Origin of the sequence: Massilia cavernae (assembly GCF_003590855.1) — a bacterium.
Lineage (GTDB): Bacteria > Pseudomonadota > Gammaproteobacteria > Burkholderiales > Burkholderiaceae_D > Telluria_A > Telluria_A cavernae.
The window spans coordinates 1-12,177 of record NZ_QYUP01000186.1; the positions used below are offsets into that span (position 1 = coordinate 1).

The 12,177-nt window shown below is 55.1% G+C and carries 14 protein-coding genes and 5 pseudogenes; 8 read left to right on the top strand and 11 right to left on the bottom strand.

Features of this window, described 5'->3' with window-relative positions; translation table 11 throughout:
* The 6 genes and pseudogenes from D3872_RS23700 to D3872_RS23720 form a co-directional block, all read left to right on the top strand.
* On the top strand, nt 1-359 hold a 359-nt coding region (locus D3872_RS23700; RefSeq protein ID WP_147373983.1), incomplete at its 5' end, for an STAS domain-containing protein.
* A gap of 148 nt (nt 360-507) precedes the next feature.
* Nucleotides 508-1,113, top strand: a complete 606-nt coding sequence (locus D3872_RS23705) for a patatin-like phospholipase family protein (RefSeq protein ID WP_182915916.1) — start codon at nt 508-510, stop codon at nt 1,111-1,113.
* Nucleotides 1,110-1,835, top strand: a complete 726-nt coding sequence (locus D3872_RS23710; protein WP_182915917.1) for a patatin-like phospholipase family protein — start codon at nt 1,110-1,112, stop codon at nt 1,833-1,835. Before D3872_RS23705 ends, D3872_RS23710 begins: the two co-directional genes overlap by 4 nt.
* Nucleotides 1,836-2,171: 336 nt before the next feature.
* Nucleotides 2,172-2,918, top strand: coding sequence for a DUF3376 domain-containing protein (locus D3872_RS23715; protein WP_182915918.1), 747 nt, complete (start codon nt 2,172-2,174; stop codon nt 2,916-2,918).
* A 171-nt stretch (nt 2,919-3,089) separates the two neighbouring features.
* A pseudogene (locus D3872_RS27175) lies at nt 3,090-3,164 on the top strand (transposase DNA-binding-containing protein); the annotation flags it as partial.
* A gap of 9 nt (nt 3,165-3,173) precedes the next feature.
* Nucleotides 3,174-3,491, top strand: a pseudogene (locus D3872_RS23720) (IS4 family transposase); the annotation flags it as partial.
* A gap of 191 nt (nt 3,492-3,682) precedes the next feature.
* Here D3872_RS23720 and D3872_RS23725 read toward each other — a convergent pair.
* Both D3872_RS23725 and D3872_RS27180 read right to left on the bottom strand, forming a co-directional pair.
* Entirely contained in the window at nt 3,683-4,060 is a 378-nt protein-coding gene (locus D3872_RS23725; protein WP_370660990.1) for a TonB-dependent receptor domain-containing protein, read from the bottom strand.
* Entirely contained in the window at nt 4,057-4,191 is a 135-nt protein-coding gene (locus D3872_RS27180) for a hypothetical protein (RefSeq protein WP_274381765.1), read from the bottom strand. The genes D3872_RS23725 and D3872_RS27180 overlap by 4 nt, the downstream gene beginning before the upstream one ends.
* A gap of 251 nt (nt 4,192-4,442) precedes the next feature.
* Between D3872_RS27180 and D3872_RS23730 the strand changes: the two are divergent.
* Nucleotides 4,443-4,769: pseudogene (locus D3872_RS23730) on the top strand (TonB-dependent receptor domain-containing protein); the annotation flags it as partial.
* A gap of 172 nt (nt 4,770-4,941) precedes the next feature.
* Here the strand turns inward: D3872_RS23730 and D3872_RS23735 are convergent.
* The 9 genes and pseudogenes from D3872_RS23735 to D3872_RS27580 form a co-directional block, all read right to left on the bottom strand.
* Nucleotides 4,942-5,258: pseudogene (locus D3872_RS23735) on the bottom strand (IS4 family transposase); the annotation flags it as partial.
* A 36-nt stretch (nt 5,259-5,294) separates the two neighbouring features.
* A pseudogene (locus D3872_RS27575) lies at nt 5,295-5,342 on the bottom strand (hypothetical protein); the annotation flags it as partial.
* A 171-nt stretch (nt 5,343-5,513) separates the two neighbouring features.
* Nucleotides 5,514-6,941 (bottom strand): DUF3376 domain-containing protein, encoded by a 1,428-nt coding sequence (locus tag D3872_RS23740; RefSeq protein WP_182915919.1) that lies wholly within the window; start codon nt 6,939-6,941, stop codon nt 5,514-5,516.
* Between the two features lie 63 nt (nt 6,942-7,004).
* Nucleotides 7,005-7,322: a hypothetical protein gene (locus D3872_RS25395; protein ID WP_147373986.1), complete on the bottom strand. Its 318-nt coding sequence runs from the start codon at nt 7,320-7,322 to the stop codon at nt 7,005-7,007.
* Nucleotides 7,319-8,023, bottom strand: coding sequence for a patatin-like phospholipase family protein (locus D3872_RS23745; RefSeq protein WP_182915920.1), 705 nt, complete (start codon nt 8,021-8,023; stop codon nt 7,319-7,321). The genes D3872_RS25395 and D3872_RS23745 overlap by 4 nt, the downstream gene beginning before the upstream one ends.
* A gap of 54 nt (nt 8,024-8,077) precedes the next feature.
* Nucleotides 8,078-8,425: an STAS domain-containing protein gene (locus D3872_RS23750; protein ID WP_119813083.1), complete on the bottom strand. Its 348-nt coding sequence runs from the start codon at nt 8,423-8,425 to the stop codon at nt 8,078-8,080.
* Nucleotides 8,409-8,762 (bottom strand): ATP-binding protein, encoded by a 354-nt coding sequence (locus D3872_RS23755; RefSeq protein ID WP_119813084.1) that lies wholly within the window; start codon nt 8,760-8,762, stop codon nt 8,409-8,411. The genes D3872_RS23750 and D3872_RS23755 overlap by 17 nt, the downstream gene beginning before the upstream one ends.
* Nucleotides 8,759-10,618, bottom strand: coding sequence for a PP2C family protein-serine/threonine phosphatase (locus D3872_RS23760; RefSeq protein ID WP_119813085.1), 1,860 nt, complete (start codon nt 10,616-10,618; stop codon nt 8,759-8,761). The genes D3872_RS23755 and D3872_RS23760 overlap by 4 nt, the downstream gene beginning before the upstream one ends.
* A gap of 54 nt (nt 10,619-10,672) precedes the next feature.
* The gene (locus tag D3872_RS27580; RefSeq protein WP_147373987.1) at nt 10,673-11,131 is read right to left on the bottom strand and encodes an energy transducer TonB; all 459 of its coding nucleotides are present in this window, start codon (nt 11,129-11,131) and stop codon (nt 10,673-10,675) included.
* Between the two features lie 806 nt (nt 11,132-11,937).
* Between D3872_RS27580 and D3872_RS23770 the strand changes: the two genes are divergently transcribed.
* Nucleotides 11,938-12,177: LacI family DNA-binding transcriptional regulator (locus tag D3872_RS23770; RefSeq protein WP_147373988.1), on the top strand; the 240-nt coding region annotated here is incomplete at its 3' end.

The window sequence follows — 12,177 nt, forward strand, 5'->3', positions numbered from 1 at the left end:
GGGGAGTCACGATGGACGTGACGTCTGAAATGGTCGGCAATGTCAACGTTATCGCTGTCCGCGGCGAGTTGGATGCGAGCAATGTCAACGATTTTAGACGCATCGTGTTGCCGCTGCTGGCATCGCCGGTCAAGCTCCTCATCGATTTGTCCCAGACGCAATTCGTCGACAGCTCTGGCCTCGGCGCCACGATAGCATGCCAGCGCCACGCTATCGCTGCGGGTGGCAGAATGAAGCTGTGTTGCATGTCGAAGCAAGTACGAGCTGCGTTCGAGCTTGTCCGGCTGCATCTCATCTTCGATATTCATCCAACACGTGAAGGAGCGCTACAGGCATTTGCAGAAGCGGCAGAGGCGTAAGCAGAGCGCGGGCTCGTCCGTCGAGCAAGCGAATGAGCTCATTAGGAGTCGATCGTGCCAGAGACGCCATCACTTGCAACTGTAAAGGAGAAGGAACTTCGCCTGGCCCTGGTTTGTTATGGCGGCATCTCGCTGGCCATTTATCAACATGGGTCACCAAGGAGATTCTCAAGCTCGTGCGGGCCTCGAAGGCTACCACACAGGGACGGATCAAAAGAAAAACAGCAGGCCACTCACACGTTTAAATCCATCGCAGGAGATAGCCCGGAACAGCACCGAAGAAATCTATTTTGATTTTTTAAAGACCATCGGTAGCGGGAATCTTGACTTGCGGGTCATCGTCGATGTGATCGCCGGCTCATCCGCCGGCGGCATCAATGGTATCGTTCTGGCCCGCGCACTTGCCCATGATCTGCGTATCGAACCGATCACCGACATGTGGATTAACGAGGCCGATATTGCGCGCGTGCTGGCCGCGGAAGCCAAGGCGGAATTCTGGAATAAATGGTATGTGCGGCCATTCATAGGCCCTTTCATATGGGGGCTCGCTCACAAGAAGAACCCGCTTTCGTCGATACCCGATCAAGAGACGAAGAAGAAGCTCTCGCTGTTTCTGCGTTCGCGATGGTTCGAACCTCCGCTCGGTGGTCAGCTGTTTAGCAATATCCTGCTTGACGGGCTAGGCGCCATGGGAGAGCCACGTACCAATACAGCCTCACTTCTCCCCCAAGTCACAAGTTGGATCTTCTGGTGACCGTTACGGATTTCTTTGGCACTGAGCGCACGATCTATATCCATGACCCTCCGATCGTGTGGGAACGCGACCACCGGCACATCCTGCGCTTTGCGTTCGAGCACGTCAAAGGCGGTGCCGTACGCAGCGACTTTGACCTTTATAACGTGCCATCCCTTGCATTCGCTGCGCGCGCGACGTCCGCTTTTCCTGGCGCCTTTCCACCAGTTCAGATTCAAGAAATGGATTCCGTTCTATCGGCACGCCGCCAGTCATGGCCGGCCAGAGAGCAGTTTCTGCGCACCAATTTTCGTCACTATCTGGAATTCAACATGAATCCCGAGAACGCCATCCTCGTGGATGGCAGCGTCCTCAATAACAAGCCTGTCTTCGAGGCGATTGAAGCCGCGAGCACACACCCGGCATTCGGCGAAGTGGACCGGCGCCTGGTCTATATCGATCCGCATCCGGGGGAGGAGAAAAGGCCGATACCAGAGCTCATGCCGGGTTTCGTGCAAACCATCATAGGAGCCCTCTCGGATCTCCCGCGTTACGAGCCGATCTTTAACGAGCTTTCCCGAATTGAAATCTTCAATGAAAAAATTCGCCACTTAAAAGCGGCCATCGATTCCACCACCCCACGCGTCCAGACCCTGGTTGAGGGAGTTGCTGGTGACAAGCTTGATCAACCCGCTGACGCGACCCAGGTTCGGCAATGGCGCTTCAAGTGGCGCATTGCCTGAGCGTGGACACTGCACTGCTCTACAACAACTATATGCGGCTGATGATAGACGCGGGACTGAATTTTCTGGCCCGGCTTATCTGCACATATGCACCTATCCTCAAGGTTCTCCGCGCGCCCATTGGGTGACAAAGATATTACGACTTTGGGCCCAGCGGATCGAGATTTATCGTCGGGAATATGAAATCCCTCCAGGCGTCGCGATGACGCGGAACTTCCGCCGTTCGCAAGGCTCGTGGATACCTTTGATCTTACCTTTCGTTACCGGCGCATACAGTTTGTGATGCGAGCGATCAATCGCTTGTACCCACGACTTCAGGAGCCGGGTTGCCGCACCATGACTTCCTCTACCCTTGATGCCCTGAAACGGCGACTTTACCAACAACTCAATTCGCTGCGGACTTACCAGGGAACTGGTTTTCTAAGGACTCAGACCGCATCGCATGCATGCGCTATCTTTAGCCGAACCGAGTTCAAATCCCAGGCGGGCGCACTTCCCGAGCCGGACGAGTTTGTTACGCTCCACAACAATGAAATAAGCGCCGTGATAGAACAAATTGGCATGGAATGCGACTTCGCCAGATTTACGAATGAAACTGACAAAATACTTGGATCCGCAGAAGCTCAGGCTATCGATTCGCCGTTTCGCCGGGATCTACTTATAAGTTACTTAGGGTTTGCGGTGTGGGATGCAGTTACCTTTCCGATGATCAATATGCAAGACCCACATGAAGCGCTCCAATTAACTGAGCTCCATGAAATCATCGTTGATCGGATCAGTCCGGATGATGCGATGACCTTGAAACCTTGCAGCGCAGTCGTTAAGGGAAGCGGCTTCGGCGGCTTTGCGGGATTTTTCAGTCACGCCGCGCGCGAGAATGACTATTTGTTGGGGCGGCTCCATGCCATTGACCGTTTACTGAATATCCTGGCAAGTTCGGTCGAACGAGACATACCGGGAGGCATCGATATGCGCCCATTCAAAAAGCGAGCTTTTGAGATTGTATTACGCGAAGAAGCCAAGCGACTCCCAAATGTGGCTGGATTGATCGCCGAGCTACAATCGGCCGTCATGAGCCTATAGGCAAAACTATTTTCCGATCGGATTGCTCTGAACGACCTTGTCTTTTATTAGCGCCTATTATAGTCTTCAAGACCTGCTGAACTGATCCGCCGTGATCGGCAAATTAATAAATATTTCCCTGCCCCACCAGTTTCAAAATAAATCTCGCCTCGATGGGTTTTTTACTCAACGGTGGCGGAGCCGACGGCCAGCGTGCACAAGGCATGCAACGGATGGGGCGAGACGATGGCGGCGTACCGCTTCTTCGACAACGAGGCACTGTACTTGGTGGTGGCGTGGCGCATCGCCCATCTGATGCGCATGGGGCGCACCTGTCCGGATCCGGACGCCAATCTGTTCTTCGATCCGAATGAGATCCAAGCCGCCTATCTGCTCAACAAGGCACCCGCGCCTCCCGTGCCACGCCTGAACGAGGTGGTGCGCATGATTGCACGGATCGGCGGCTTCCTTGCTCGAAAAAGTGACGGCGAACCGGGCGCCGAGACTATCTGGGAGGGATGCGTGGATGTCCGTGCCTCTGCTCCTACCATCAAAACCCTTCATGAAATGGGCTTGCTTTCAAGTTGTGTATAACGAGATGGGGCAGGGGGGTATCGTTGTATGGGCTTGACGCTTTCGCTTTTACAACACATCAATGTTTGATGCGACAGCCTGGCGCGGCAGGTTGTGGCCTTTCGTAGTGCAAGCGCAAAAAAGAAGGGCGTCCACAAAATTGTGGACGCCCTTCCTGTCTTACAGTAGTGCTTAGAACTTCGCGTTCAGCGTCAGCTTGACGCTGCGTGGCGCACCTGGGTGATGTTGTTGTCGTTGTGGGCCGACGCATAGTACTTCTTGTCGAACAGGTTCTCGACATTCAGCTGCACCTGATACTGCTTGTCGATGCGGTAGAACAGCGCGCCATCGACGCGAGTGAACGATGGCAGCACCACCGTGTTGGAGGTCGAGGTGAACAGGCTGTCGCGATACACCAGGCCCAGCGCCGCGCCGAACTGCTGGTTGATATCGTAGCGATTCCACAGTGAGAAGGTATGCTCCGGCACCATCGCGAGCTTCGCGCCCGAACGAATGGTCGAGGACTGGTTGGCTGTCAGTTCGGCATTCTGGTAGGCGTAGCCGCCCATGACGCTCCATGTCTGAGTCAGCTTGCCTGCAGTCCGAGCTCCAGCCTGGTGGTCTGGCCGTCCACCAGGATGCTGGTGCCGGCCACTGGGCCGGGTACGACCACGTTGGTGCGGTCCAGCTGGTAGATGCAGCGGTGGCGGCGACACATCACTTCAGCCTTCCACCGTTGTCGAACTTCCAATGGAACGGCTGAAGTGGAGTTACGGTCGCCGCCACCGCTGCCATCTACCAGCTGGACCGCACCAACGTGGTCGTACCCGCCCAGTGGCCGGCACCAGCATCCTGGTGGACGGCCAGACCACCAAGGGCCTGGAGCTCGGACTGCAGGCAAGCTGACTCAGACATGGAGCGTCATGGCGGCTACGCCTACCAGAATGCCGAACTGACAGCCAACCAGTCTCGACCATTCGTTCGGGCGCGAAGCTCGCGATGGTGCCGGAGCATACCTTCTCACTGTGGAATCGCTACGATATCAACCAGCAGTTCGGCGCGGCGCTGGGCCTGGTGTATCGCGACAGCCTGTTCACCTCGACCTCCAACACGGTGGTGCTGCCATCGTTCACTCGCGTCGATGGCGCGCTGTTCTACCGCATCGACAAGCAGTATCAGGTGCAGCTGAATGTCGAGAACCTGTTCGACAAGAAGTACTATGCGTCGGCCCACAACGACAACAACATCACCCCAGGTGCGCCACGCAGCGTCAAGCTGACGCTGAACGCGAAGTTCTAAGCACTACTGTAAGACAGGAAGGGCGTCCACAATTTTGTGGACGCCCTTCTTTTTTGCGCTTGCACTACGAAAGGCCACAACCTGCCGCGCCAGGCTGTCGCATCAAACATTGATGTGTTGTAAAAGCGAAAGCGTCAAGCCCATACAACGATACCCGCCCTGCCCCATCTCGTTATACACAACTTGAAAGCAAGCCCATTTCATGAAGGGTTTTGATGGTAGGAGCAGAGGCACGGACATCCACGCATCCCTCCCAGATAGTCTCGGCGCCCGGTTCGCCGTCACTTTTCGAGCAAGGAAGCCGCCGATCCGTGCAATCATGCGCACCACCTCGTTCAGGCGTGGCACGGGAGGCGCGGGTGCCTTGTTGAGCAGATAGGCGGCTTGGATCTCATTCGGATCGAAGAACAGATTGGCGTCCGGATCCGGACAGGTGCGCCCCATGCGCATCAGATGGGCGATGCGCCACGCCACCACCAAGTACAGTGCCTCGTTGTCGAAGAAGCGGTACGCCGCCATCGTCTCGCCCCATCCGTTGCATGCCTTGTGCACGCTGGCCGTCGGCTCCGCCACCGTTGAGTAAAAAACCCATCGAGGCGAGATTTATTTTGAAACTGGTGGGGGCAGGGAAATATTTATTATTTGCCGATCACGGCGGATCAGTTCAGCAGGTCTTGAAGACTATAATAGGCGCTAATAAAAGACAAGGTCGTTCAGAGCAATCCGATCGGAAAATAGTTTTGCCTATAGGCTCATGACGGCCGATTGTAGCTCGGCGATCAATCCAGCCACATTTGGGAGTCGCTTGGCTTCTTCGCGTAATACAATCTCAAAAGCTCGCTTTTTGAATGGGCGCATATCGATGCCTCCCGGTATGTCTCGTTCGACCGAACTTGCCAGGATATTCAGTAAACGGTCAATGGCATGGAGCCGCCCCAACAAATAGTCATTCTCGCGCGCGGCGTGACTGAAAAATCCCGCAAAGCCGCCGAAGCCGCTTCCCTTAACGACTGCGCTGCAAGGTTTCAAGGTCATCGCATCATCCGGACTGATCCGATCAACGATGATTTCATGGAGCTCAGTTAATTGGAGCGCTTCATGTGGGTCTTGCATATTGATCATCGGAAAGGTAACTGCATCCCACACCGCAAACCCTAAGTAACTTATAAGTAGATCCCGGCGAAACGGCGAATCGATAGCCTGAGCTTCTGCGGATCCAAGTATTTTGTCAGTTTCATTCGTAAATCTGGCGAAGTCGCATTCCATGCCAATTTGTTCTATCACGGCGCTTATTTCATTGTTGTGGAGCGTAACAAACTCGTCCGGCTCGGGAAGTGCGCCCGCCTGGGATTTGAACTCGGTTCGGCTAAAGATAGCGCATGCATGCGATGCGGTCTGAGTCCTTAGAAAACCAGTTCCCTGGTAAGTCCGCAGCGAATTGAGTTGTTGGTAAAGTCGCCGTTTCAGGGCATCAAGGGTAGAGGAAGTCATGGTGCGGCAACCCGGCTCCTGAAGTCGTGGGTACAAGCGATTGATCGCTCGCATCACAAACTGTATGCGCCGGTAACGAAAGGTAAGATCAAAGGTATCCACGAGCCTTGCGAACGGCGGAAGTTCCGCGTCATCGGCGACGCCTGGAGGGATTTCATATTCCCGACGATAAATCTCGATCCGCTGGGCCCAAAGTCGTAATATCTTTGTCACCCAATGGGCGCGCGGAGAACCTTGAGGATAGGTGCATATGGTGCAGATAAGCCGGGCCAGAAAATTCAGTCCCGCGTCTATCATCAGCCGCATATAGTTGTTGTAGAGCAGTGCAGTGTCCACGCTCAGGCAATGCGCCACTTGAAGGCGCCATTGCCGAACCTGGGTCGCGTCAGCGGGTTGATCAAGCTTGTCACCAGCAACTCCCTCAACCAGGGTCTGGACGCGTGGGGTGGTGGAATCGATGGCCGCTTTTAAGTGGCGAATTTTTTCATTGAAGATTTCAATTCGGGAAAGCTCGTTAAAGATCGGCTCGTAACGCGGAGATCCGAGAGGGCTCCTATGATGGTTTGCACGAAACCCGGCATGAGCTCTGGTATCGGCCTTTTCTCCTCCCCCGGATGCGGATCGATATAGACAGGCGCCGGTCCACTTCGCCGAATGCCGGGTGTGTGCTCGCGGCTTCAATCGCCTCGAAGACAGGCTTGTTATTGAGGACGCTGCCATCCACGAGGATGGCGTTCTCGGGATTCATGTTGAATTCCAGATAGTGACGAAAATTGGTGCGCAGAAACTGCTCTCTGGCCGGCCATGACTGGCGGCGTGCGATAGAACGGAATCCATTTCTTGAATCTGAACTGGTGGAAAGGCGCCAGGAAAAGCGGACGTCGCGCGCGCAGCGAATGCAAGGGATGGCACGTTATAAAGGTCAAAGTCGCTGCGTACGGCACCGCCTTTGACGTGCTCGAACGCAAAGCGCAGGATGTGCCGGTGGTCGCGTTCCCACACGATCGGAGGGTCATGGATATAGATCGTGCGCTCAGTGCCAAAGAAATCCGTAACGGTCACCAGAAGATCCAACTTGTGACTTGGGGGAGAAGTGAGGCTGTATTGGTACGTGGCTCTCCCATGGCGCCTAGCCCGTCAAGCAGGATATTGCTAAACAGCTGACCACCGAGCGGAGGTTCGAACCATCGCGAACGCAGAAACAGCGAGAGCTTCTTCTTCGTCTCTTGATCGGGTATCGACGAAAGCGGGTTCTTCTTGTGAGCGAGCCCCCATATGAAAGGGCCTATGAATGGCCGCACATACCATTTATTCCAGAATTCCGCCTTGGCTTCCGCGGCCAGCACGCGCGCAATATCGGCCTCGTTAATCCACATGTCGGTGATCGGTTCGATACGCAGATCATGGGCAAGTGCGCGGGCCAGAACGATACCATTGATGCCGCCGGCGGATGAGCCGGCGATCACATCGACGATGACCCGCAAGTCAAGATTCCCGCTACCGATGGTCTTTAAAAAATCAAAATAGATTTCTTCGGTGCTGTATTCCGGGCTATCTCCTGCGATGGATTTAAACGTGTGAGTGGCCTGCTGTTTTTCTTTTTGATCCGTCCCTGTGTGGTAGGCCTTCGAGGCCCGCACGAGCTTGAGAATCTCCTTGGTGACCCCATGTTGATAAATGGCCAGCGAGATGCCGCCATAACAAACCAGGGCCAGGCGAAGTTCCTTCTCCTTTACAGTTGCAAGTGATGGCGTCTCTGGCACGATCGACTCCTAATGAGCTCATTCGCTTGCTCGACGGACGAGCCCGCGCTCTGCTTACGCCTCTGCCGCTTCTGCAAATGCCTGTAGCGCTCCTTCACGTGTTGGATGAATATCGAAGATGAGATGCAGCCGGACAAGCTCGAACGCAGCTCGTACTTGCTTCGACATGCAACACAGCTTCATTCTGCCACCCGCAGCGATAGCGTGGCGCTGGCATGCTATCGTGGCGCCGAGGCCAGAGCTGTCGACGAATTGCGTCTGGGACAAATCGATGAGGAGCTTGACCGGCGATGCCAGCAGCGGCAACACGATGCGTCTAAAATCGTTGACATTGCTCGCATCCAACTCGCCGCGGACAGCGATAACGTTGACATTGCCGACCATTTCAGACGTCACGTCCATCGTGACTCCCCCTCTTATTTAGCTGGTCTGTCCATTTGATGAGAGCTATGCAGTTCCGCCCACGGTCGTCCAGATAGTACCCCACCTCGTCAACCGATTGAGCGATGATGTACATCCCGAAGCCGCCTTCCTGCGTGCCGTCGAGATTAGGGGGCGCCACCTTCTGGGGATCGAAACTCATGCCAAGGTGATGAAAGCGAACGACAACCCGATCGGCGAAAACCTCGGCGTCCAATTCAATTCGCCGATCGGACCGGCGTCCGTAGGCGTGGATCATGATGTTGCTCGCCGCCTCCGTCGCGGCCCGTATGAGGGCGCTGACGCTGTCATCGCTCAGTCCCCCCCTTTGGCAATTTTCTGAACGAAGTCACGGACTGTCGCCAGTTCCTTGAGATCGCTCGATATCGTGAGTTCGTCGCGCTTCAGCGGCCCCGGCAGGCGGTGTTCCTTGAGCTTCACCGCCACACACGTCAAGTCATCGGTGAAGCTGGCTGAGCCGGTGAAGGCTTCGGCGGCGGCCCGCAAGCGTTTAGGCAGTTCCTCCGGATCGAGATCCGCGTGCGACTGCACCAGATCGACCAGCCGATCCACTCCGAAAAATTCGCCGTTGCGGTTGCGTGCCTCAGTCAAGCCGTCGGAATAGAACACCAGCATGTCGCCCGGCGCAATCTGAGTCTCGAACTGATTGTAGATTTCTCGAGCATTCACCCCAAGCGGCAGGTTGTCACCCTGGAGGAGGACACATGTACCGGTCCTCTGCTGGAAATGGATGGTGTGGGTGTGACCGCAATCGACGAAGAGCAGGCGGTCCCGCTCCAGATCGAACCGTGCATAGCAAACGGTCACGAAGCTTTCGAGCTCAATAAGCTCCTTCGCTATGTGAGAGTTGGCAAGGGTGATGATATCCCTGGGCTCAGGCAGCACAGTACGATCATCGCCAACAGCAATCAGGTGACTGAAGGCTCTTAGAAGGTGAGTCTTGGTCGCTGCGCCGAGTAATGCCGCAGGTACCCCTTTACCCATCACGTCCCCCAGGACCACGTCGATGTGGCGCTCTGTATGAACAAGAAAATCGAAGAAATCGCCGTCAATTCGTTCCGATGGAATAGTGAGGGCCGCGAAACACGCCCAAGGAAGATCGCGAGGCGGGTAGTCAAACAATAGCGTCCGCTGAATCCTGAAACCGATCTCAATTTCTCGCTCCCGGACAGTCGCCAGTTCTCTTTCTGTCAATCGTCGCTGCATATCGATTTGAAAGAGCGACCGGGCGCTCCACCAGAGCAACCCGCCAACGGCAATGATGTCAACTCCAGTTACCAGCGCGCCTCCAAGATTAGGTTGAACGAAAGCCGTTTCCTGGAGAAACACGTTCAACCATCCAAAGGCGGTCGGAATTGCGATCGCAGCAGGCAATACGCGACGAGCTACGAGTCCACCGGCGCTGTCACTACTTATAATCTCCATCAGGCCGTAGTTGGGGCGACTCGCCAATAGTCCTAAGGCTTGAAGGCCTAACATGATGGCTGTAGGAAGTGCCATGGCCGCATAACGCGGCAGGTTGCTGGTGACTTCACAATCCTCACCGATGCAGACAACGCCATAGAGCAGTTCAGCACCGTAAAGATGGCCCAGGCAGGCCAGAAAGGCGATCCAGGCCACCGCGAGAGCCAGCACTTGGGTAGACCAATGATCAGGGTGCTTGCAAAGTATCAGCGCAGCGCCTCCGAGTAAGAAGATACTCATAGCCGTGCCCGGGGCCATTCGGTCCAGGATAGATGGCCCGATAGTGGATCGCGAATCCGCGAACAAGAATTGATCGATGCCCAAATCCCACCCGAACATGTATTCGCTGAGCGTGAGCAGTCCGATCATGGCCGCAACAAGGGCACAAACTTGTGCAACGCGCAGGCGAATGCCGCGCGGCTGTTCGGTTTGTAACTGCCAGAGGGCGATACCAATGAAGCTTATCGCAATTGCCGTGCTGGGCGGCGTCATATCCTGTCCAGCCAGGATGCTTTTCAATAAGCCAATATCGAAAGCCCATCCTAGCAGTGCCAGAAGTCCGACAATGATGGCCAAGCCGCTTGTGGCGCGCGACACTGCGTGCAACCACCAAATAATACGGGGGTTGGCAGTGATGCCGGCGTGAACGCCAGCGCGTTCCGGTCGCTCGGGTGCCTTAGTGCCATTCATTGCTTACACTCTCAGTCGAGTTTGTAATTTTGCCCCCTCTCCATCTGAATAACTTCACCTCCTCAGGGCGAATGTCACCTCAATTGTGATTGTTGACACAACAGGCTGCCCGTTGCGAGTGGCTGGATGAAAGCGCCAACGCGCCTTGATCCAGCGGACGGTGGTCCTATCGAGCGCGGCGCTGCCACTTGATTTCACAAGTTGTACATAATCTACTTGACCGTCTGCGGCTATTGTAAGTCTTACCAGGACGGATCCTTCCTCGCCCTCCAGCATGGAGTCTTTGGGGTAGGGTGGCAATCTATTTGCCTTACGAATTGGCGTGGCTGGTAAAAAAACAGGCCCGGGGGCGGATTGTACTGATGGCTGTGCTGCGGGAATCGCTGCCGTTACTACAGCAAATCCAAACATGAGCAGGACGTGAGGCGCGATGAAGAAAGCAATGCCTGCGAGTCGCCAATGCATCCAGTGCCGCGGATGGATTGAGGCAAACTTATGCCATCGGCGTTGCATCTTGTTCTCCCCAAACAGTTTGCTGCGTGGTATGAATACCAATCGACACTCGCTCTTTGAGTATAGTGGATCCTGATTGCAAGACAATAATGTTCAGATGAACATGAGCAGAGGCACGAACTTCACGCAGCCCCTCCCAGATTGCCTTGTGTATAACGAGGTGGCCCTGCCCCGGTCTATGCCGTTTCGATCAGCAATGACGGTGCGCGCGGCTTGAAACAGATCAACTTGCTTAGATCGAGCCGGCGCAGTTAGCAATTATCCAGTTGGAGCGAGTGACATTTAGCTCTTTCAATGGCGGAAAAACATGCGTTTCGGAGTCGCATGCAGTACCCGCGCTCGACGAAATATTTGCCATTTTGCGTCGCGATCTCCTTCCGCCGAAGGGGCACAAGCTTGCGAGAACGCCGGGCAACGACACATTGACTTCGGTTTGCCATTAGTTGACAAACATTCGGCTCTACAAGGTAAAATCCCAACACGAAGAATTGAGTCAGCTCTCCCGATGCGCATCGTAGCTCGGGTGTTTGCTGGTGACGAGTGAATAATTTCCGATCATTCACTTACGTCAAAGCAATCCAATGATGAAGGCAACACAAGAGTATGGAAACAACGATCCCAAGCGATGTGATTCACAGAATCTCTGCGAGCATCTTCCGCTGTGCCGTGAAGTTCGGTTCCGGCGTTGACCTCACCAATTTCGCTACCATGACTGGTCAAATGAGATTGCCGATCGCGCAAAATAGCGACGCATGAACTTGCCTCGGAAAAAAGCCAGTGGCGTTCCGTCGCCGGGTCGCCTCCAAATGGCAGACATTGCCCGATTGGCGGGCGTTTCAACCTCGACCGTGTCACGTGCGCTCAATCTCAGCCCGCTGGTGAACGATGAGACACGAACCCGCATTGAAGAGCTCGCGCGCTCCCTCAACTACTCGATTAACGTGGGCGCGCAGAATTTACGCTTGCAGCACAACCGCACTATTGGCGTGATCGTTCCCTATGATTCGGACACGCGCCAGCATCTGTCCGATCCATTCTTTCTCAGC